The organism is Endozoicomonas sp. SESOKO1, from assembly GCF_024606265.1.
GTDB lineage: Bacteria > Pseudomonadota > Gammaproteobacteria > Pseudomonadales > Endozoicomonadaceae > Endozoicomonas.
Genome location: NZ_JAHHPP010000348.1, coordinates 1 through 21,616 on the forward strand (window position 1 = coordinate 1; position 21,616 = coordinate 21,616).

Annotated in this window: 24 protein-coding genes; 21 read left to right on the top strand and 3 right to left on the bottom strand. The window is 49.5% G+C overall.

Annotated elements, in window-relative coordinates:
* Nucleotides 1–63: 63 nt before the first annotated feature.
* Both KDK13_RS15785 and KDK13_RS15790 read right to left on the bottom strand, forming a co-directional pair.
* Entirely contained in the window at nt 64–1,524 is a 1,461-nt protein-coding gene (locus tag KDK13_RS15785; RefSeq protein ID WP_257285935.1) for a hypothetical protein, read from the bottom strand.
* Nucleotides 1,525–2,276: 752 nt separating this feature from the next.
* Nucleotides 2,277–3,839, bottom strand: a complete 1,563-nt coding sequence (locus KDK13_RS15790) for an ankyrin repeat domain-containing protein (protein ID WP_257285936.1) — start codon at nt 3,837–3,839, stop codon at nt 2,277–2,279.
* 351 nt (nt 3,840–4,190) lie between these two features.
* Between KDK13_RS15790 and KDK13_RS15795 the strand changes: the two genes are divergently transcribed.
* The 8 genes from KDK13_RS15795 (at nt 4,191) to folC (ending at nt 12,085) form a co-directional block, all read left to right on the top strand.
* On the top strand, nt 4,191–5,159 hold the full coding sequence (locus tag KDK13_RS15795) for a hypothetical protein (RefSeq protein WP_257285937.1): 969 nt from the start codon (nt 4,191–4,193) through the stop codon (nt 5,157–5,159).
* 36 nt (nt 5,160–5,195) lie between these two features.
* Nucleotides 5,196–5,774, top strand: coding sequence for a hypothetical protein (locus KDK13_RS15800; RefSeq protein WP_257285938.1), 579 nt, complete (start codon nt 5,196–5,198; stop codon nt 5,772–5,774).
* A gap of 121 nt (nt 5,775–5,895) precedes the next feature.
* Nucleotides 5,896–6,699, top strand: a complete 804-nt coding sequence (gene truA, locus KDK13_RS15805) for a tRNA pseudouridine(38-40) synthase TruA (protein ID WP_257285939.1) — start codon at nt 5,896–5,898, stop codon at nt 6,697–6,699.
* A gap of 364 nt (nt 6,700–7,063) precedes the next feature.
* Nucleotides 7,064–7,750: a phosphoribosylanthranilate isomerase gene (locus tag KDK13_RS15810; protein ID WP_373692250.1), complete on the top strand. Its 687-nt coding sequence runs from the start codon at nt 7,064–7,066 to the stop codon at nt 7,748–7,750.
* A 71-nt stretch (nt 7,751–7,821) separates the two neighbouring features.
* Nucleotides 7,822–8,994, top strand: a complete 1,173-nt coding sequence (trpB, locus tag KDK13_RS15815; protein ID WP_373692251.1) for a tryptophan synthase subunit beta — start codon at nt 7,822–7,824, stop codon at nt 8,992–8,994.
* 12 nt (nt 8,995–9,006) lie between these two features.
* Nucleotides 9,007–9,834 carry a tryptophan synthase subunit alpha gene (trpA, locus tag KDK13_RS15820; RefSeq protein ID WP_257285941.1) on the top strand — a complete coding sequence of 276 codons (828 nt, stop codon included), beginning with the start codon at nt 9,007–9,009 and terminating at the stop codon, nt 9,832–9,834.
* Nucleotides 9,831–10,730 (top strand): acetyl-CoA carboxylase, carboxyltransferase subunit beta, encoded by a 900-nt coding sequence (gene accD, locus KDK13_RS15825; RefSeq protein WP_257285942.1) that lies wholly within the window; start codon nt 9,831–9,833, stop codon nt 10,728–10,730. Before trpA ends, accD begins: the two co-directional genes overlap by 4 nt.
* A gap of 71 nt (nt 10,731–10,801) precedes the next feature.
* Nucleotides 10,802–12,085 (top strand): bifunctional tetrahydrofolate synthase/dihydrofolate synthase, encoded by a 1,284-nt coding sequence (gene folC / locus KDK13_RS15830; RefSeq protein ID WP_257285943.1) that lies wholly within the window; start codon nt 10,802–10,804, stop codon nt 12,083–12,085.
* A gap of 199 nt (nt 12,086–12,284) precedes the next feature.
* Here the strand turns inward: folC and KDK13_RS15835 are convergent, their stop codons facing one another.
* The gene (locus KDK13_RS15835; protein WP_257285944.1) at nt 12,285–12,722 is read right to left on the bottom strand and encodes a DUF29 domain-containing protein; all 438 of its coding nucleotides are present in this window, start codon (nt 12,720–12,722) and stop codon (nt 12,285–12,287) included.
* Nucleotides 12,723–12,875: 153 nt separating this feature from the next.
* Between KDK13_RS15835 and KDK13_RS15840 the strand changes: the two genes are divergently transcribed.
* From KDK13_RS15840 to rfbA, 13 genes are all read left to right on the top strand, one after another.
* Nucleotides 12,876–13,403, top strand: coding sequence for an SPOR domain-containing protein (locus KDK13_RS15840; protein ID WP_257285945.1), 528 nt, complete (start codon nt 12,876–12,878; stop codon nt 13,401–13,403).
* A gap of 67 nt (nt 13,404–13,470) precedes the next feature.
* Nucleotides 13,471–13,905, top strand: a complete 435-nt coding sequence (locus KDK13_RS15845; RefSeq protein WP_257285947.1) for a nucleotidyltransferase substrate binding protein — start codon at nt 13,471–13,473, stop codon at nt 13,903–13,905.
* On the top strand, nt 13,898–14,242 hold the full coding sequence (locus tag KDK13_RS15850) for a nucleotidyltransferase family protein (protein WP_257285948.1): 345 nt from the start codon (nt 13,898–13,900) through the stop codon (nt 14,240–14,242). The genes KDK13_RS15845 and KDK13_RS15850 overlap by 8 nt, the downstream gene beginning before the upstream one ends.
* 441 nt (nt 14,243–14,683) lie before the next feature.
* A complete protein-coding gene (locus tag KDK13_RS15855; RefSeq protein WP_257285949.1) occupies nt 14,684–15,421 on the top strand; it encodes a Fic family protein in 738 nt (245 codons plus the stop codon).
* 1 nt (nt 15,422) lies between these two features.
* Nucleotides 15,423–15,668, top strand: coding sequence for a hypothetical protein (locus tag KDK13_RS15860; RefSeq protein ID WP_257285950.1), 246 nt, complete (start codon nt 15,423–15,425; stop codon nt 15,666–15,668).
* Nucleotides 15,655–15,951 (top strand): nucleotidyltransferase domain-containing protein, encoded by a 297-nt coding sequence (locus tag KDK13_RS15865; protein WP_257285951.1) that lies wholly within the window; start codon nt 15,655–15,657, stop codon nt 15,949–15,951. Before KDK13_RS15860 ends, KDK13_RS15865 begins: the two co-directional genes overlap by 14 nt.
* 97 nt (nt 15,952–16,048) lie before the next feature.
* Nucleotides 16,049–16,330, top strand: a complete 282-nt coding sequence (locus KDK13_RS15870) for a nucleotidyltransferase family protein (protein WP_257285952.1) — start codon at nt 16,049–16,051, stop codon at nt 16,328–16,330.
* A 65-nt stretch (nt 16,331–16,395) separates the two neighbouring features.
* On the top strand, nt 16,396–16,728 hold the full coding sequence (locus KDK13_RS15875) for a nucleotidyltransferase domain-containing protein (protein WP_257285953.1): 333 nt from the start codon (nt 16,396–16,398) through the stop codon (nt 16,726–16,728).
* Entirely contained in the window at nt 16,697–17,215 is a 519-nt protein-coding gene (locus KDK13_RS15880) for a hypothetical protein (protein WP_257285954.1), read from the top strand. The genes KDK13_RS15875 and KDK13_RS15880 overlap by 32 nt, the downstream gene beginning before the upstream one ends.
* Before the next feature lie 66 nt (nt 17,216–17,281).
* Complete coding sequence (locus tag KDK13_RS15885; RefSeq protein WP_257285955.1) at nt 17,282–17,602, top strand: nucleotidyltransferase domain-containing protein; 321 nt, start codon at nt 17,282–17,284, stop codon at nt 17,600–17,602.
* 290 nt (nt 17,603–17,892) lie between these two features.
* The gene (locus tag KDK13_RS15890) at nt 17,893–19,398 is read left to right on the top strand and encodes a GNVR domain-containing protein (protein WP_257285956.1); all 1,506 of its coding nucleotides are present in this window, start codon (nt 17,893–17,895) and stop codon (nt 19,396–19,398) included.
* Nucleotides 19,399–19,658: 260 nt separating this feature from the next.
* Entirely contained in the window at nt 19,659–20,729 is a 1,071-nt protein-coding gene (gene rfbB, locus KDK13_RS15895; RefSeq protein WP_257285957.1) for a dTDP-glucose 4,6-dehydratase, read from the top strand.
* A gap of 3 nt (nt 20,730–20,732) precedes the next feature.
* Nucleotides 20,733–21,614, top strand: coding sequence for a glucose-1-phosphate thymidylyltransferase RfbA (rfbA, locus tag KDK13_RS15900; protein ID WP_257285958.1), 882 nt, complete (start codon nt 20,733–20,735; stop codon nt 21,612–21,614).
* Nucleotides 21,615–21,616: the final 2 nt, after the last annotated feature.

The following is a 21,616-nucleotide window of genomic DNA, read 5'->3' on the forward strand; positions in this document are numbered from 1 at the left end:
GGAGTATACGGTTTGTAGCCGTATCGAGGGTTCGAATCCCTCCCTCACCGCCATTTACCCTTCTTAATCCTTCATTATTACTGCGTCGTTTAAATATTCGTTGTTGCTTTTTCCCTGTTTGGTGGTTGTCTCTTTCGTGCTTTCTGAGGAGCGTTTAATGAACTCCAAGGCTGTTTGAATGTAGTCAACAAAGTCGGCTCTTTCTTTCTTTGGTGGTAAGTGACTACTTCCAATTGCTTTCCTTTCAGACTTTAAAATTTCAGCAGCTATTTGAAAAACCCTGGTAAAGGAAGCTCTTTTCTGCAATTTTATCTGTTTTTTCGCCTGTCTGTATTTATTGATGGAATTTAATAGTTCGAAGTATTCAGTCTCTATTCTTTCTTCTTCGCCTTGTTCATACCAATTGCTGACGACCCTGGCCATCGCCTGATTGACATTTTCTAATGGATTATCTGGTTCATTTGGCAGGCTTTTTAGATAGGCTAAACGAAATATTTGCATCGTTGTTTCTGTTATGTTGCCCTCGATTGCGTCTGCTGCAATGATTAACACGTGTGCGGGGGTAACCCAGGGCACGTCCAGTTTGTCTATACCCATTATCTTTTGGGTCTCTTTGATTAATAACAAAATCTCTTTGGACTGTCGGTCAAATTCAGGAGCTTGCCAATCAAAATCCACTGATTTGCTTCTGACACGTGTGCTTGCCGGTGTCGGGTTTTGCTGTTGAGTTTCTTTGCTGGTTTGTCTGGCCCCGGTATCCGGGCAACCTGTGGCTTGTTGCACAGTGTCGTAGTTAACTGGTGTCGATTTACTGGTGGTAGCACTCAAGGACGAGTTGGTTCTATCACCGGAATTTGACGAGACTGAAACCGGGTGACTGGTTGCAGAGTACACAAACCCGGGTGACTGCAGGGAGGATGAAGGGTTGGCTGTGAGGTTTTGTCCAGGTGGTGTTGAAAGGTTTTGCACCATAGGATTTATCGGGGGTTGTGCATGGTACGTCATTTGCCTGTTGTTAGAATAAGTACTTCTGGCCGCAGAGTAACCAGCCTGGGGAATCATCATGCCCTGTGGTTCATTAGAGGGTGTCCTCTGTTTCATTTGGTTTACTGAATATTGGTGGCTGTAGGCCGGACCACTTAACCCCATGGCTTGATCATTTTGATAAGTGATGGTGGATGGGGAAGATTTTATGGGCTGAAATGCCCCAATTTTCCCATAATGGTTCCAGTCCGGATTGTGTGGGCGCTTCAGCTGGGATGAAGAGGGCAGGATCTGTATAAGGTTTTGTGATTTCATGTTTGTTGGTACCAGAGACGAGTGTCCGTAGTCTATAGCATTAGCACCACTGGCATTTTCACTCGGCCTGTAACCGGAGTAATCAGCTGCAGGCCTATTGTAGGCAATTTGCGAAAACGGTAAGCGGGCGGACGCTCCTGATAAACTCGCACCCGGATAAGTAGAGTGACTGGCAGAAGTTCCCGTAGGCTGGCAAGTCGAAAAGGTTGAGCCGGTATTGCTCATTTGATTGAGCAGTGCAACGGCCTGTTGATTGAGCAGTGCAACGGCCTGCTTGCCACACAACTCAAACAGTTGTGAAGAAATGTCGTGTTCCTTTTGTAGCTCTGTCAAGGATTTTACCGGCGCTTGATTCCATGGCATCGCCGCCTGATAACTGTTTCCACCGGGGGTGGAAAAAGGATTTGTTGATGGAACGCAGTTATCCTGATTGGTTTGCATGGGTATGTATTGGTTCCTGCCTGCTGTTGGAGGCGCGTCAGTGAACTGGTTGGCTGCCTGATGGCCGAGGGCAGGGATATCAGTGCCGGAAAGCCCCCGGTTTAACGTTGGTGCGGCGGAGGGTGCAGGATAGTGTTTCGGTAGCTGATTAAAATGCGGCGGTTGTGTAGAGTCAGCCTTGATTTTGCCCCGCTGTAACGGGTTGGCTGAAGGCTGTTCTGAATGAACATGTGGCTGATCGGGTTTCAGGCCCTGTGTCCGAATGGTTCTGGTGATGTTTATCCGTTCATTTTGAACGATTTCAGCTGGATTTGGGTCATTGATAGCTGATTGGCTATAAGTGTCATGCTGAGGCATCGAGCCTGGTGGGTAATAATTACCTGTTTGGTGAGGAAAGCCTGGAGTCATAGAGTAATCCAACTTTTTTTGATTTAAATAGTCATAAAGAGACCTGTACATGACCCATAAGTTCAATATGTTGATATGCCCGGCGTCTGGTAAATCCTAAGCCGGGAGTCATGGCGATCTGATAATTATTACTGATTAGCCCGGGCTTTGATCAGTAGCTGAATGATCACCCTGTGTCTGTTCTGGATTGCCAGCAGCAGGGCATTGCCGTCTTTGTCTTTGGCACCTTTGTCGATCAGCAGCTTGACAACCGTCTCGTGCCCCTGCCAGGCGGCCCTCATCAGGGCAGTGGAGCCATTGTCCGTAACGGCATTGACGTTGGCACCCCTTTCAATCAGCAGCTCGGCGACCGATTCATGTCCTTCCTGGGCAGCTGACATCAGGGCTGTGAAGCCATGGTTCATAACGGCATTGACGTGGGCGCCTCTGTCGATCAGCAGCTCGGCGACCGCTTGATGTCCTTGTTGGCAGGCTAACATCAGGGCCGTGAAGCCGTCGTCCAGGGTGGCATTGACGTCAGAGCCTTTGATGATCAATAGCTCGGCGACTGAGGTATGTCCTTCCTGACAGACTGACATCAGGGCCGTGAAGCCATGGCAATTTCTGGCGTTGAGGTCAGCGCCTTTGTCGATCAGCAGTTCGGCGACTGCCTTGTATCCCTTCTTGGAGGCCAGCGCCAGGGCCGTGAAGCCATGGCAATTTTTGGCATTGATATTCGCATCCTTGTCGATCAGCAAGCCGACGACAGCCTTGTGCCCTAGCCAGGAGGCTAACATCAGGGCCGTGAAGCCATCGGTATTTCCGGCATTACTCCGGCAGGCATTGACGTCAGCGCCTCTGTTGATCAACAGTTCGGCAACCGCTTTGTGACCTGGCTGGCAGGCCGACATCAGGGCAGTGGAGCCATTGGCCATAACGGCATTGATGTCAGCACCTTTGTTGATCAGCAGTTCGGCAACCGCTATGTGCCCTTGCCGGGAGGCCGACATCAGGGCCGTGAAGCCAATGCAATTTCTGGCATTGATGTTTGCACTCTTGTCGATCAGCAGCTCGGCGACCGTTGTGTGTCCTTGCTGGCAGGCCAGCATCAGGGCGGTGAAGCCATTGTCTGTAACGGCATTGACGTGGGCACCCTTGTCGATCAGCAGTTCAACGATCGCTCTGTGCCCTTCCTGTGAGGCTGACATCAGGGCGTTGAAGCCATTGAGTTCGATGGCATTACTCCGGGCAGCATTGACGTCAGCGCCCTTGTCAATCAGCAGTAAGGCGATCGCCATGTGCCCTTGTTGGGAGGCCAGCATCAGGGCAGTGAAGCCATCATCCATATGGGCATTGATATCAACGCCCTTGTTGACCAGGTGCTTGACGGTCTCCAGCTCATTGTACAGGCAAGCGTCGAAAAACACCTGATCGGGGAAAAATTCATCCGGGTAAGATTTATTGGTGTCCACATTCACCAGAGGCATGGGGTTTTGCCGACACATCGCGCACTGGCGTGAACCAACAGGCTGTGAAATAAAAGCTTTGGCAATACACCCCAGATCGAAGTGATGACTGCATCGGGTTGTGACGACAGTGGGCGCCACATCACGGCCGTGAAAATCAAGAAGGCAAATGGGACAGGGATCGATCGTCGCTTGTACGTCGATATCCATGGAAACGAGTGAGTGGGAACGGGAAATGGTATTCATCGATAAAATAACCATGTCAGGTAAATATGGGGCATAGTTTAGTTGGGAGCTGTCCTGAAATAACTTCGACATTTCTGCAGACGCTACCCGCCGCCCGTTTCCCGAAAAGTTGGAACCACTTGTGCTTTTGCGGGCAGCGGGTGGCGGGAAGCGGGCGGCGGCACTTTCCCAGTCTGAATAAAATGATGAAGTTATTCCGGGGCGAATCCATTGATTCGCCCCTTGTCTTTGACCGGCGGTGCGGAAAAAGCCCTTTTTTTACCGGCTGGCGGGAACTTTTTTCTGGCTTGGGCATCTACAGGGCTAACTCACATAGAGCGTCAGATTCTTCCATCAGGTTGCGGCTTAACTATGAATATCAACTCAGGTGCAGGCTCAACGACCAACGTTGTTATTTCTACCTCTGTAATGAAGGATACTTTGTCCTTGGCAGGTACCCTGTCAGGGCTTGCTTTTGGCTTTCTTGTATCCCGCACCATGAACGACGACAATTTTCTGAATCGCGCCTTATATGTGGGCGCTAGTGGCACTGCGGGATACCTCATCGCCAAAAGTGCCTATCACGGTTTTGTCGCCTTCTGGCAACGTGCTGTGGAAATTCCTGATACAGTATCCACGTATATCAATAACCTTGGTAATACCCCCACCAGTCTGGATTCTCATATTGTCCAGAATAGCGACTCAACTATGAATATCAATCCAGTTGCAGGTTCGAAGAACAACGTAGTCATTTCTACCTCTGTAGTGAAGGATGCTTTGGTCTTGGCAGGTACCCTGTCAGGGCTTGCTTCTGGCTTTCCTGTATTTGCCTTCGCGGTCGAAGACAATTTTCTGAATCGTGCCATATATATGGGTGCTTGTGGCACTGCGGGATACCTCATCGCACAAAGTGCCTGTCACGGTTGTACCGCCTTCTGGAAAGGCACTGAGGTAATTCGTGCTACCGTATCCACGTATATGAATAACCCTGGCATTACCCCCTTCAGTCAGGATTCTCATATTGTCCAGGCATTTACCTACGCCGGGGCGTTGTATAGCCTGCGTTACAGTCGTGCCCTCGAATATCCATTACTGATTCAATCAGAAGAGTCAATAGAAATGGATAGACGTGCGCACTCTGGCGAATATGATCCTCCTCCTTGCTGGCCTCCTCCTAATGTTATGGACCGAATCAAGTCTGGCCCAAGCTCGGTCATGGTCGGTGCAGGTGTCGGATATCTGGTGGGAAAAGTGCTGGACTATACGGCAAAAGCAGCCTTTTCCGGCGCCAGGATGGCGGCTGAATGCCTTAGATCGATAACCACTGGTCGCCTGACGTAAAACGTCACATTCTTAATATTAGAGAGGGAATTAACAATGGATATCAACTCAGGTACAGGCTCAACGACCAACGTTATTATTTCTACCTCTGTCATGAAGGATACGCTGGCTTTGGCAGGTACTATGACCGGACTTGCTTTCGGCTTTCTTGTATATAGCATGTCGGTCAACGACAATTTTCTGAATCGCGCCTTATATATGGGCGCTTTGGGCACTGCGGGATACCTCATCTCACAAGCTGCCTATCACGGTTGTACCAGATTATGGCAAGGTGCTGTGGAAATTCGTGATACCGTATCCACGTATATGGATAACCTTGATATCCCCCCCTTCATTCAGCAGGATTCTCATATTGTCCAGTCGTGTACCTACGCAGGAGCGCTCTGTGGCCTGGGTTGCAGTAGTGCCATCACAACTCCATTACTGAGTCCACCAAAAGCGTCAAGACGTGAGAATCATCCTGATCCTATGGACCGAATCCTGTCTGGCACAGGCTCGGTCATGGTCGGTGCAGGTGTCGGCTATCTGGTGGGAAAAGGGCTGGACTATGCAGCAAAAGCAGCTTTTTCCCGTGCCGGAACGGCTGCAGAACGCCCTGGTTTGACAACCAGGTGACTATTTATTTATTACAGAGCCTGGCAGCACTAACCCGATAACATCTCCTGGTGGTAATATACCCGCAAGCAGTCCTGCTTAAATTCTGCCCTTGGCAATTTTCTATAGGTATTTTTCTTTCATGCCCCGTTATGCTGCCAGTGTTCAATACGATGGCTCCCGTTTTTTTGGTTGGCAGGTTCTCAAGACCGGTTTACCCACTGTGCAGGCTGCTGTAGAAGCTGCGCTGTCAAAAGTGGCTAACCATCCCGTTGCTGTTATCTGCGCAGGCAGGACCGATGCCCGTGTTCATGGCTGCAATCAGATCATTCATTTCGATACGGATGCCGTTCGTACCGAGCGGGGCTGGGCCTATGGTGCAAATGCCAATTTGCCGGATGATGTGGCTGTAAACTGGGTAAAGCCAGTGTCTGATGACTTTCATGCCCGCTTTTCCGCCCTGTGGCGACGTTATCGCTACGTGATTTATAACCATCCCATCCGGCCGGCACATCTCTGCAAAGGGGTAACCTGGAACTATCGGCCCCTGGATGTTGAACGAATGAAGGCGGCGGCAGAGTACCTGGTGGGGGAGCATGATTTTACCTCCTATCGTGCGATTCAGTGTCAGGCAAAGAACCCGGTGAGGCATGTCACCCGGCTGGCTATTTCCCGCCACGGACCGCTGATTGTTATTGATGTTCAGGCCAATGCGTTTTTGCATCATATGATTCGTAACTTTGCCGGTGTGTTAATGGCGGTGGGCTGCGGCAAACGGGAGCCTGGCTGGGCAAAAGAGGTGCTGGATGCCCGGGATCGTGCCCAGGGTGGGGTAACCGCTTCACCCTGTGGGCTTTATTTTGTTGATGCCGGATATGATGAGGTGTTTGGACTGCCGGCCAGTGAGTCAAACCCGCACTTTATTGCGCCATTAATTCCGCTGTAAATCGACGGTTTTCCAAGACTGGTAAACGGTTTCAATGCAATTGATGGGCTGCTTCAATGACCTCAAAACTCTGTTCGTTCTGTAGCGGAGATTTTGCTGGGTTGCAGAACCACGTTCATCCTGAGCCTGTCGAAGGGTGTGGACTGTGAACCAACCACAAAGACCGTGCCAATCACCCTTCGACAGGCTCAGGGTGAACGGAGATTGTACACATTAAACTCTTTGAAATGATGTGCAAGGTGCAGTAATTCACGGAATGTTCTGATAAGATCAACGGTCGTTCAGGGGTTGCCAACTCTTTCGCATTGATCTTTGGCGTTGGCAGTGTGGAAGCACTTTCAAGCCCTTACCCTTGGTTGGCTCTGTGTTCCGGATCGTCTCCAGGCACAGGGCGTGGGAAAGAGAACACCGGGAAATGGAAGTATCTCCTCGTATAAAAATCTGTGGAATTACCCGTGTTGACGATGGCCTGGTCGCTGCTGACAGCGGGGCTGACGCTATCGGCCTGGTGTTTTACCGTAAAAGTCGGCGTTCCGTCACGGTTGAACAGGCCGTGGAGATTGTCCGGGTTCTGCCACCTTTTGTTTCGGTGGTTGGGCTGTTTGTGGATGCCTCTGATCAACTGATTCAATCGGTTCTGGATGCGGTTCCCCTTTCACTCCTGCAATTTCATGGGAATGAAACAGAAGCCGAGTGCGCCCGCTGGGGGATCCGTTATATGAAAGCCTTCCGTGTTCGGCCGGATATCGCCGTGACCGCAATGGTGGCACCCTATGCAACGGCCTGTGGCTACCTTCTGGACAGTTATAAGCCCGGAGAGGCTGGTGGTACCGGTGAATCCTTTGACTGGGATTTGATACCCCATGAGCTGAATAAACCTCTGGTACTTGCCGGAGGTCTGAGTCCTGACAATATCGCTCAGGCAATTAACAGGGTTCGACCCTATGGCGTTGATGTCAGCAGTGGCGTGGAGAGTCGGCCTGGCATTAAGGATCACGACAAAATCAAAGCTTTTATCGATAACATCCGTATCAAAGCGGCAGGAAGATGATGGTCGATCTAGAAATTTCTGAACCCCACGTTCGTTCTTCTGAAGAACACAGGTACGAACAACCAGATCTAATGGGGAATTTTGGCCGTTACGGTGGACGTTTCGTGGCCGAAACCCTGATGGGTGCGCTGGAAGACCTTGATCGCACCTGGCGAGAGCTCTGGCGGGACAAGAATTTCCAGGAAGATTTTGACCGTGACCTGGCTGACTTTGTCGGTCGTCCTTCACCGCTCTATTATGCTGAGCGCTGGACTCAGGCGCTTGGTGGCGCAAAGATCTACCTGAAGCGCGAAGACCTGAATCATACCGGTGCCCATAAAATCAACCATGCGGTTGGCCAGGCGCTGCTGGCCAAACATATGGGCAAAACCCGGATTATTGCGGAGACCGGTGCTGGTCAGCACGGTGTTGCCTCGGCGACAGTGGCCGCTCGCCTTGGGTTGGAGTGTGTCGTCTATATGGGTGCCAAGGATGTTAAACGCCAGGCATTGAACGTCTATCGCATGAAGCTGCTGGGGGCCACCGTGGTTCCGGTAGAAACCGGTTCCCAGACGCTGAAAGACGCCATTAATGAAGCGCTCAGGGACTGGGTGGCGCGCCCTGAAGACACCTTCTACCTGCTGGGTACGGTTTGTGGTCCATCACCCTATCCGGAAATGGTGCGCAATCTGCAGAGTATTATTGGCCGGGAAGCCCGTCGGCAGATTCTGGAAAAGGAAGGGCGCCTGCCGGATGCCCTGGTTGCCTGTGTGGGTGGTGGCTCTAATGCCATGGGGCTGTTCCATGAATTTATCCTGGATAAAGACGTCAAGCTGTACGGTGTTGAAGCGGCAGGGCACGGTGTTGATACCGATAAACATGCGGCCCGAATGAGTTCCGGTCGCCCGGGCGTGCTGCAGGGGGCCAGAACGTACCTGATGACCAATGAACATGGCCAGATTATCGAGAGTCACTCTGTGTCAGCCGGGTTGGACTACCCGGGGGTTGGCCCAGAGCATAGCTACCTGAAAGATATCGGCCGTGCGCAATACCCGGCGGCAACGGATGAAGAGGCCCTGGCGGCGTTCCGTAAGCTGACCCGCCTTGAGGGTATTATGCCAGCGCTGGAAAGTGCCCATGCCCTGGCATGGGTTGATAAACTCGCGCCCACGATGGACAAGGACCAGATCATTATCTGCAACCTGTCAGGCCGTGGTGATAAGGATATTCATACGGTTGCCGCGATTGACGGCCTTGAAGTATAAGGTGGGCAGAGCATGAGTCTTGAAACGAACAGAATTAAAACCTGCTTTGAAAGGTTACGGGGGCAACAGCGTAAGGCTCTGATACCCTACATTCTTGCGGGTGACCCTCCGGGAAAGACCGTCGACGTTATGCATCAGTTGGTTGGCAATGGTGCGGATATGATTGAGCTGGGCTTTCCTTTCTCAGATCCGGTGGCGGATGGTCCGGTGATTGCCCAGGCCCATGAGCGGGCAGTATCACACGGTGTTACATTGTATGACGTTTTTGCAATGGTTTCTGAATTCCGGGCAAGGGATAATGTCACGCCGGTTGTCCTGATGGGCTATCTCAATCCGGTAGAGATCATGGGATACGACCGCTTTGTTGAGCTGGCCAGCCAGGCGGGTGTTGATGGCGTGCTGATGGTGGATCTGCCGCCGGAAGCGGCGGGTGATTTCCTGGTTAGTCTGAATGACCACGGTATGGACATGATTAACCTGATTACACCGACCACATCCGATGAACGGATTGCCAAGATCTGCAGTATTGCCAGTGGTTACCTTTATTATGTTTCTCTCAAAGGAGTCACAGGTGCGGCAATATTGAATACGGCAGAAGTTGAAGAGCGGGTCAACCACATCCGCCGTTTTGCCAGTGTTCCGGTGTGTGTTGGCTTTGGTATCCGTGATGGTGAGTCTGCTGCAGCGATAGGGCGAACAGCGGATGGTGTCATTGCGGGCAGTGTTCTGGTATCTGAGCTGGCAAAGTATGGCAGTGAAGGGCAGGCCGCCATTGACCGTGTTGCCAGTAAAATTGCCGAAATGCGCTCAGCTATGGACGATGACAGGATGAATGAATGAGCAACTGGTTAGTCGATAAACTGATTCCATCGTTATCACGTTCTGCCAATGCGCAGAAAAACAGCAGTGTGCCAGAAGGGCTTTGGCGCAAGTGCGTGAAATGTGAGGCTGTTCTCTATCGTCCGGAGTTGGACAGGAATCAGGGTGTCTGTCCCAAGTGTCAGCATCATATGAGAATCAGCGCCCGCACGCGGCTGGATTACTTTCTCGACCGGGAGGGAAGGGAAGAGCTGTTTGCTGAGCTGGAGCCCGATGACCGCTTGAAGTTCCGCGACACTAAAAAGTACCGTGATCGACTCACAGCCGCGCAAAAACAGACCGGCGAAAAGGATGCCCTGGTGGCCATGCGTGGTACCGTCGAGGACATTCCGGTCGCTGCCGTTGCCTTTGAGTTTGCTTTTATGGGTGGTTCCATGGGCTCTGTGGTCGGGGAAAAGTTTGCCCGTGCTGCCGAGTTGTGCCTGAAAGAGAAGATGCCGCTGATCTGCTTTTCTGCCAGTGGCGGTGCCCGCATGCAGGAAGCCCTGTTTTCTCTGATGCAGATGGCGAAAACCAGTGCAGCACTGGAAAGAATGCGCCAGGCAGGGATTCCTTACATCTCTGTAATGACTGACCCTGTGTATGGTGGTGTTTCTGCCAGTCTTGCCATGCTGGGTGATATCAATATGGCGGAACCTGGCGCCCTGATTGGCTTTGCGGGGCCCAGGGTTATTGAGCAGACCGTCCGGGAAAAACTGCCGGAAGGCTTCCAGCGCAGTGAATTCCTGTTGGATCACGGTGCCATTGATTTGATTGTTGCGCGATCTGAACTGCGCTCCACCATCGCCAGGCTTTGCCGGAAAATGCAGGGCAGGGCGGATGCTGATGTGGAATTTGCAGATCCTGCCGCAGTCTGATCCCTCTTTTTATCTCTCTCGTTCCCACGCAGGCCCTTGGGTCTTGCGTGTGAATTCATTCGTCTGGAGATGTGACGTTGTCCTCTTTTGCAAAGAAAGAAAAAAACCTTTCACAGTGGTTAACCTGGATGGAACAGACGCGTCCAGAAAATGAGATCGACTTTGGGTTGGACCGGATTCGCCTGGTGGGTGAAAAGCTGGATTTGCTCAAGCCTGCGCCGTTCGTTATTACCGTTGGGGGCACCAATGGCAAAGGTTCGACGCTGGCTGTTCTTGAAGCGGTGCTGCTGGCTGGTGGATATAAGGTAGGGCTATTTACCTCACCGCATTTTCTCAAGTTTAACGAAAGAATTCGCATCGATGGCCAGCAGGTAAGTGATGAGTGGCTATGTGATGCTTTTGATAAGATAAACGATGGCCGTAAAACGACATGGTTAACCTACTTTGAATTTGCCACCCTGGCTGCCATTGACTGCTTTAAAAGGGCTGAGGTGGATGTCGCGTTGATAGAGGTTGGTCTGGGTGGGCGACTGGATGCTACCAATGTGGTTGACCCGAATGTATCGGTAATTACGACGGTGGCGCTGGACCACCAGGAATACCTTGGCTACAGCATTGAAGCCATTGCCAGAGAGAAGTCAGGCATATTCCGTGCCAGTAAACCGGCAATATTTGGCGATCAGCCAGTGCCCCATGCCATCACTGAAATGGCTGAGCGTCTTGGCAGTTCCCTGTATTGCAGGGGAGAGGCGTTTACCCTGGAAAGGTCGGGTAATACATGGCATTGGTCCTGTGGTTCAAATCAGAGGATGGAAAACCTGCCGGTTCCCAATGTGGTGATTGATAATGCAGCGACCGCATTGCAGGCACTGCAATTTTTGCCTGAACCGATTGCCATCGAGGCTATTCAACAGGGCTTATCGCAGGTATCGGTTACCGGGCGATTCCAGAAGTTGATGATGGAAAATGAGTCTGGTGAGTCGATTGATGTTGTGCTTGATGTTGCGCACAATCCCCAGGCAGCAGAAATGCTAAAACAACGACTTGAAGAGTTTCCGGTTGAAGGGAAGACCCGGGTGGTTATTGCCATGTGTAAGGACAAGGATTACATGGCCGTTGTCGACTGCATAAGCAGCAATATTGATGAGTGGTATGTTGCCCAGTTTGAGTCTCCAAGGGCATTGCCTGGACAGGAGTTGGCACAGAAGCTTCTTGCCCGGGGGTATCCAGTTAATCACTATCAGAATGTTGCTGAAGCATTGCATCATGCCCTGGCAGACTCAACTTCTGGAGACCGGGTGCTGGTTACGGGATCGTTTATGACGGTATCTGTTGCCCTGGCCAACAGCCACTGAGTTTGCCTTCGCCTCGTTCCCACGGTCCTCCGTGGGAATGCCTACCCCAAGTTCCCGATAAACTGCCAGTAACGAGAATGTCTGTGAGCTTCGGTATGCATTCCCACGCAGGACCCACAGGGCCTGAAAGCATGGGAACGAGGGAAAAATCGTTTTTTTTCACACTTGCCAGCCTCCGTTATGCATCCTCGGGAACCGCTCAAATATCAGGCCAGAATTTTTCATCCATAATCTGTTCGTAGGTCCATGGGCATGCGTCTGGAAACTCTTCCTTGCTAATACCGGTTTCCTTAAAGGCAGAAATCCGTGCTGCCGGATAGGCATCGTCCATTGCACCGTTAATCTTTGGCTTTAGCCCCGGGTTTTCTTTAATCACTTTCTGAATGCGAAATCGCTGCTCTTCGATAGACCCCTGCCAGCTACTGCTCCTGTGATCAGGCTGATAAGCCCACTTCAGTAAATGCATCAGCAGAATGTCCAGCCGGTGACTCAATTGCCGGTATTCGCTTCTGCCCATGCTTTCAATTTCCTCGAGGATATTGTCCAAATCCAGTTCTCCCAGTCTGCCCTGACGAATAAGTTCTGCCTGCTGCTGTGTCCAGCTGTAAAAATCCGCTTCGTATAATGGTTCAGCCATAGCGATAAGTCCCTTGAGTATTGCATGCATTACCCTTGTAGATTTAGATGGAATTCGCTTAAGATGCAATGAGTTTAAGGCATTGTCCTTTAATAGACTTCCCGGCCTATGTGCAGGAATAAGTACTGTTTATCTATTACTATGGAGCGCATCTTGGGCGAGGGACTTAAACAAAGACTGATAGGTGCTGTCGTATTGCTGGCCTTATTAATCATTATTGCGCCTGCACTTTTCAGGGGAGGAGAGACTCATCCCCTGGTTACCTCCAGATCTTCCCCTGAAGCTCCAAAACTCGAATCCCCTCCGGTGCCTGCATTTGTTGATCAGCTTGATATTCCTCAGGATGTTGTTGAAGTGGTATCTTCTTCCGCTGAAATTGTTCTCGAGCCAGAAAGCGTTCGTGCTGATAAGGCGACAGGGATAGATGAAAAAGGTCATCTGAAGGCCTGGTCCCTGCAGTTGGCAACGTTCGCCGATAAAGCTAACGCTGATAATCTGGAGAGGCAGCTGAAAAATAAGGGATATAGTGCTTTCCAGAAAAAAATTGCTACAGAAAAGGGCAAGGTTTTTTATCGGGTTTATATTGGTCCTGAAGTGCGTCCAGATGAACTTCAGCAGATAAAAGTTACCATCAGGAAAGCGATGGGGCTTGAGGGTATACTGGTTCGGTATGTTCCATGATAGGCCCTTAATTCAGGTTAATGGCGATTCTTCATGCATTCTGTGGAGGCCCATTCAGGAAAACGATATGACAATAGATACAATGTTCTTCAGTCGTTGTATCAGGACCCTTGATATGGGCTACGAAAAAGTTGTCCAGGCTGAAGATGGCAGTATCGACTATGAGATGTACCGATCTGCCTGTGTGAAAGAGTTTGAGATCATCCTTGAGCAGGCTGGCAAGTTGCTGCGCAAATGTTTGAAGGATTTTATGCATAGCCCCAAAGCGGTTGATCGAATGGTGTTCAAGGAGGTCTTCCGGCAAGCTGCCCAGCACGATTTGCTGTCATTGGAGCAGGCCGATCGCTGGTTGGCTTATCGTGATAATCGTAATAATACTGCCAATGACTATGGGAAAAAATTTGCCGAATATACCTTGAAATTATTGCCTGACTTCGTGGTGGATGCGCAGGCTCTTGAAAAATCCATAAGGCAGCATTCAGGGCAAGCGGACAATGATTGATCTCAGGGATAAGGACCGCAAGGCAATCTGTGCTATTGCCGAACAGATATTTGCCCCGGGCACTGAAATCTGGGCTTACGGCAGCCGGGTCAAGGGGACCAACCATGACACCAGTGACCTGGATCTCGTTGTGCACTTTCCCCCGGATCAGGACAAGATGACAGACTATGAGCAGTTGAGCCTGTTTCTCGAAACCCTGCGGGACTCTAATATACCCATTATTGTACAGGCGCTTGCCTGGCACAGTATTCCCGATAGTTTTCGTGAGGAGATAGATAAAAACCACCAGCTGCTCTGGCCTGCCAGTGAAGGGGCAATCACCGGAAGCTTTTCCTGAAGGTGCGTAATCCACAGATAATCGGTGCCTTGATCATTCTCCTCATAAAAAAACACGAATAAGGGCTTTTCCGGTCGTGATTACTTCTTGGTTGTCGTGTATAATGCGCAAATTTTGTAAAGCTGCTAAAAAAATAAGGCCTTTAATAGTCCTTATTACGTTAAGGAAGTCACATAAGAAATTTTTACGGTGATGCAACTTCTGCTCCAGCAGATTAGTTGTTTTCCGCGAAGTTGTTTCGGCATATGCTTAAGTCGACGGGCGGTAGCGTTCTTTTCGGTTGATTTATATGATTGAGCGACTTCTATAGTCGAAAATATAAGTCGAAAATATAGAGCGACGTATCCTCCAGATTTTCAAATCTGAAGCGCTGAGCGTTGTAACCAGGCAAAAGGTAGATTGATCCGGAAAAGTGATTTAACCGGCAGGTCCTGAGTTCAAATGAATAACACAAACCGCTTTGGCCAGATTGATGCACTTAAGCAACAGCTTGATACCTTAAGGCCTCTGCCGAAAGAAACGGTCCGGTCACTCCATGAGGCCCTGGTACTGGAATGGACATACCACTCCAATGCCATTGAGGGCAATACCCTGACCCTGAAAGAAACGAAGGTAGTGCTTGAGGGTATTACTGTTGGGGGTAAATCCCTACGGGAGCATTTTGAGGCGATTAATCACCGTGAGGCTATTGAATGGGTAGAGTCGGTAGTAGAAAGGGATGAGCCATTCAGCGAAAGGCTGGTAAAAAGTATTCACCAGCTAGTGCTGAAAAATATAGATGATGGCAATGCAGGTCGCTACCGTCAGCAGAATGTTGTTATTGCTGGTGCCGAACACACGCCCCCGGACCATTACCACCTACCACAGCTGATGAATGATTTGGTTGAATGGTACCATCAGCAGAGCTATCACCCCCTGGAGCGGTCTGCCCGGCTGCATGTGGATTTTGTCGGTATTCATCCCTTTGTCGATGGCAATGGTCGAACCGCCCGGCTGTTAATGAACTTTGATTTGATGGGCAGTGGTTATTTGCCGGTCATTATCCGCAAAGAAAACCGTCTGGCCTATTATGAGGCGCTGGATAAAGCGCTTACCCAAAAGGACTACGGTGGGTTTATTGGCATGGTGACCAGCGCCCAGGAAGAGGTATTGAATCGTTATATCAGTATTATTGAATAATATGGCAGATATTCTTAACCGGATAGAAAAAAGGGGGATTCTGGACTCTGCTGATCAATGGCGTCAGTGGCGTGAGATCCGAAATGCGTTTGCCCATGACTATCCGGAAGCAGAGGCAGAAAGAGTGAATGCGTTAAATATGGCGTGGCAGAATACGCCTTTGCTGCTTCAGGTTGCTGAGAATGTTCACCGTTACTGTGACCAGCAAGGAATAGAGCTAACGGAGATAGAGCGTGCGGATATCTGAGGCGATGGCACAGAGTATCGTCGAACTCGCAAGAAAACATGTAGCAGAAAATGCCCGCGTCTGGCTGTTTGGCTCTCGGGCTGATGATACAAAAAAAGGGGGGGATATTGACCTTTATATTGAGGCAGACAATATCGGTAATACCCTGGAACGAAAAATTAACTTCCGGATGGCATTTGAAGACCGCTGGGGTGAGTTGAAAGTGGATGTTCTGATTCATGATACCCGGCATGAAATGCTGGCCATTCATGAGATTGCCAGGCAAGGGGTCAGGCTTTGTTAGTGATTAATGCTTAAACGACATTGGCAATGAAAAACAAAAGATATGCACTGTCTTATTACAGCGCTTTTCACAGCGTTTCTAAATAGGTTAAGCACCATTGAGACTCACGACCGCAGAGCAAAACGCCATTAGAAAGGTGATTTATCAGGCAGACCCTCAGGCGCAAATATGGTTGTTTGGTTCAAGGGCGAATGACCAGGCAAAAGGAGGTGATATTGACCTGCTCATCCTGTCAAAAACACTGGGTTTGAAAGACAGGACAGGCATACGGCTGGCTCTGTACGACCTTATCGGAGAGCAGAAAATTGACCTGGTGATTGCCGCAGACGATACTGATCCATTCACCCGTATCGCGCTGGCAGAGGGCGTCCGGCTATGAGCTACGAGTCCTGAAAATATCAGTGTGCTTCTGGTTTAATAAAGAATAATGGCAGGTCAATACCATTGAGAATCACAAACGAACAGGCGGGTCATATTTGCAACATGCTTCAGCATTACTTTGGTGCCAAAACTGATATCTGGCTCTTTGGCTCCAGAGTTGATGATAATCGGCGTGGCGGTGATATTGACCTCTATATAGAAACCGACCTGCAAAGCCCGGAAGCAGTTATAGATGCCAAACTCCACAGCCTGGTAGCCATCAAGCAGCACATCGGAGACCAGAAAATTGACCTGGTCATCTACCGACGAGGAAAACCCCGGGAAGCGATTCACCATGAAGCCAGAAATACCGGGATTCAATTGAATGGCAACAGAGCAGGTGAAAGGAATGGGTAGTGGACGACAAATTGCTGACGTTATCGGGCGCACCCTCTGGATTTGTGACCGTCATGCCTTGCGCCTTGAATGGGTGATGGCCGAAGTGAAAAGCCTGTTTCCACTGAGTGCCAAAGCGTTTGAAAACCTTGCCCCGGCTGAAGTGGCGTACATGGATCAACTTGCCACCCGGTTCAGTAAATTACAGGATGCCATGGGCGCAAAACTCTTTCCCCAGGTGCTGGATTTGGTGGGAGAGCAGGGGGCGTTGAACACCTTTATCGACAAGCTCAACCGGCTGGAAAAAATAGGGGCGATTGATAATGCAGCCCAATGGCCTCTATTTCGTGAGATGCGCAACGCTTTTGCCCATGATTACCCGGAAGACAGTGAACTGAATGCCGAGACGTTGAACCGGGCCTTGCCGCTGGCCAGCGAGTTATTAACGGTCTATCGCAACATTCGGGATTTTGCCTTGCGCTATGGCGCTGTTTTGCCTGGGGCTTGATTTAATGGGTGCTTTCATTAAGGATTCGGTTGCCTTATACGAAACCATGAGCGGGGAACCCTGGTTATGAATTGCTCTACCGATCATCCTCCGGAACACCTTGATCTGACACATGATGAACTGTTACTGCTACAGGCATTGCTGAAAAAACATTTGCCAGATATCGAAGTCTGGGCTTATGGCTCAAGAGTTAATGGCAAGGCCCATTTCGCATTGGATCTTGATATGGTTGCCTTTTCCGGCCCGGAACAGGCAATTGCGATAGCTGAACTCAGGGAAGCGCTGGAAGAGAGTAACCTGCCATTTCGTGCCGATCTTTTTGTTTGGGATCAGGTGCCTGAGAAGTTCCGGAAAGTGATTCGGGAAAAGTATGTTGTTGTTCAGTAGTCGTTGGGTTTCAGGCTGAGGATTAGGAGCAAAAACGAACCAATCCCATAGGAATTGTCCTGAAATAATTTCGACATTTTGAACTTGATCTCCGTTCATCCTGAGCCTGTCGAAGGACCCATAGGGCCTAAAGGCGCAAACTCCGGCCCATGATAGATCGTGCCAAACACCCTTCGTCAAGCACTCAATATTTGTCTGAACTCCTCGCCGTGTGCGAGCTTCCATGATTTTTCCCGGTATCTGACCCTGACTTTCTTTTGTTCCTTTTCTTCTGAATGATAAATTTTTAAATGACACAATATTCCGAACATAATGCTGTACACGCCATGGACGACGATATGATCTCCCTCCCTGAGATCGCAGCGATCCTGTTCCGTGGTAGACGTTGGATTATTGGTACCACACTGGCTTCGTTCGTCCTTGCCCTGTGCTACCTTCTTGCGGTTAAGCCGGTTTATCAGGCAAGTGCATTAATAAAAATTGAACATAGCCAAAGCAGTCTGATTTTAAGTTTGCTGGATATTGAACATGTGGCCGATGTTTCCATCAACTCAAGTATTACGGTTGAGCAGATGCGGAGCTACGGCTTTGTTCGTGATTTTATTACTGAAGAACAATCTAACCTGGAGACCCCTTCATTTGATATGGTCAAAGACTTTCAGGAGCGATTACAGGTTGCTGAAAAAGTCAGGGGTACAGACGTTCTTGAAATTACCATTACCGGAACGAGTCCCCAGGAAAATGTCCAGTTATTAAATGCCCTCATTGATTACTATTATGAACAGCGCAATCAATTACTGGTGAGTTCGATTGAAAAATCACTGGTTTTACTGAAATCCAGATTATTGAAAATACAACAAGAGATAGCGCTGACCAAAGAGCAGGGCATGGCTGAAAAAAATGCCCGGTCCGAAGAGCTGAAATTGGCTCAGATCGGTATCCAGAACAAAATCGATTTATTGGAAAACGCCAGGACTATCGCTAAAAATGATCGTCATGTACTCAGTGATGCGGTGTCCAGCGAAGATCCGGTCAGACCCAAATACGCCCTTGTTATTGTATTGGCAGTTATGCTGGGAGGGATGCTGGGAATTGTAGTGGTGTTTGTCCGTGAAATGATGCGAAAGGTGCTGCATACCTCACAAGAAGCAGAAAGCAAAACCGGGCTTACCGTAATTGCTGAAGTGGCCAGCACTGAGGAATTAAAAACGACACCGGGATGTCGCGAAGGTTTCAAAGCGTTACGTACCAACCTGCTATACCAGTTGGAAAATGCAGCCAATAATCGGGCGATGATGTGCAGTCCGTCCCCGGTTATTGAACAGGACCATGTCATCATCCAGTTAGCCAGTGAGCTGGCCGAAGCGGGTAAAAAAGTATTACTCCTGGATGCAGATCTGCGCCAGGGTAAAATGTTCAAGCATTTTGATACAACCGGAGGGCATGGGCTGGCGGAAAAACTGATCAATAACGACCACTCAGCGATCACGATTGGTGAAAACCTTGATTTGATTTCCGGTAATAGCTATCCGGATAATCCATCTGAACAGCTAATGAGTATCAGGTTTCAAAAACTGCTGGACTGGGGATCCAGTCATTATGACGTGGTATTGATCAATGTACCGTCCATTCTTAATGTGACTGATGGGGTGGTGGTTGGCGGCCGGTGCGCAACGAATTTGATGATTATTCAGGCAGGACAAACCTCTGTAAAAGACATTGAAACAGCTAACCGACGCTTGCAGCAGGCTGGGGTGGCGATTGATGGTGCTATTTTTGTCAAAGAGCAAGATTAAGGTTTTAGCTTTATCAGTAAAATCTTTAGGTTATTTCTGGTTCTGTCAGCTTGCCAAACGCATAATATAAAATGATTTTCCGCATATCTGTAAGTTCTGAAATCGTATGATTTTCTCGTAGATATTTTTATCTTGGTATTCAGCCCGGCGGTCAGGAGCAAATAACAAACCCTACATTGCTACTTAACCAGCCTCCTAGCAAATTATGGATAATGTATGTGAAGCATTGTCCAACACATAAACTACCTGAACATCCCATAATGAAAACCATCCTAGTCACCGGCGGTGCCGGATTTATTGGCTCTGCACTGATTCGTTTCTTAATCAATGAAACGGATCACCGGGTCATTAATGTTGACAAGTTGACCTACGCAGGGAATCTTGAGTCACTGTTATCAGTATCTGACAGCGAACGTTACCATTTTGTTCAATCAGATATCAGCAATATCGAAATTATTCAGCACCTGTTTACAAAATTTCAGCCTGACCTGGTAATGCACCTGGCCGCAGAAAGCCATGTAGACCGTTCTATTGATGGCCCTTCAGAGTTTATTCAAACCAATATTGTTGGTACCTATACCTTACTGGAAGTGGCCAGAGCTTATTGGAATAAGCTGGCTTCCGAGAAAAAGGCAGCCTTTCGTTTCCATCATATTTCCACTGATGAGGTGTACGGTGATCTGGAAGGAGCCGATGACCTGTTTACCGAGACGACACCTTATGCCCCAAGCTCACCCTATTCAGCCAGTAAAGCAGCTTCGGATCACTTGGTCCGAGCTTGGCACCGGACTTATTCTCTGCCAGTAATCATCACCAACTGTTCCAACAACTATGGCCCTTATCACTTTCCCGAAAAACTGATTCCATTGGTGATTCTAAATGCCCTGGAAGGAAAACCGTTGCCGGTTTATGGCGACGGCAAACAAACTCGGGACTGGCTTTTCGTAGAAGACCATGCCAGAGCACTTTACAAAGTGGTCACTGAGGGCAAGGTAGGAGAAACCTACAACATTGGTGGCCATAACGAAAAACAAAATATAGAAGTAGTTCTGGCTATCTGCTCCTTGCTGGAAGAGTTGGCGCCAAATAAGCCAAAAGGCGTTGCAGCCTATAAAAACCTGATCACTTTTGTTACCGACCGCCCGGGTCATGATCTCCGTTATGCCATTGATGCCAGTAAAATTGGGCATGAATTGGGATGGAAACCGCAAGAAACGTTTGAAACCGGGCTACGTAAAACCGTGCAGTGGTATCTGGAAAACAGTGAATGGTGCCAACATGTCCAGGATGGCAGCTATCAGCGGGAACGACTGGGTTCAATTAAGGAATAAACAATGAAAGGAATTATCCTGGCCGGTGGCAGCGGTACCCGGTTGCATCCGATCACATTGGGTGTCTCAAAGCAGTTGCTACCGGTCTACGACAAACCGATGATTTATTACCCGTTATCGGTGCTGATGCTGGCGGGTATTCGGGATATTCTGATTATTACCACGCCGGAAGACCAGCTTCACTTCTTTAATGTTTTGGGGGATGGCAGTCAGTTTGGTATTAACCTGAGCTATGCCATTCAGCCGGAACCGAAAGGGCTGGTGCAGGCTTTTACCATTGGGCGAAACTTTATTGGGCCTGACCGGGTGGCGCTGGTGCTGGGAGATAATATTTATTACGGGCAGGGTTTTACCCCAAAATTGCAGGAAGCAGCGGCCCGTATAGAGGGAGCCACTGTCTTTGGCTATCAGGTGGCTGATCCAGAACGTTTTGGTGTTGTAGCGTTTGATGGTCACGGTAAAGTCACCTCACTTGAAGAAAAGCCTGCAAAGCCCAGGTCCCACTATGCGGTGACCGGCCTCTATTTTTATGATAACGATGTCGTTGACCTGAGCCGCGAGATTCAGCCTTCTGAGCGGGGCGAATTGGAAATTACTGATCTGAACCGGGTTTATCTGGAGCAGAATAAACTCCACGTAGAGCTGCTGGGGCGTGGCTTCGCCTGGCTGGATACCGGTACCCACGATGCGCTGCTGGAAGCGGGCCATTTTATCCAGACCATTGAGCACCGACAGGGTATGAAAGTGGCATGCCTGGAGGAGATCGCTTTTAACAATGAGTGGCTGACCGTTGACGATCTTCGCCAGAAAGGTGAAACATTGAGCAAAACCAGTTACGGGCAATACCTGTCAAGGCTGGCATTTGAAGCACTGCAGGGAGCATGATA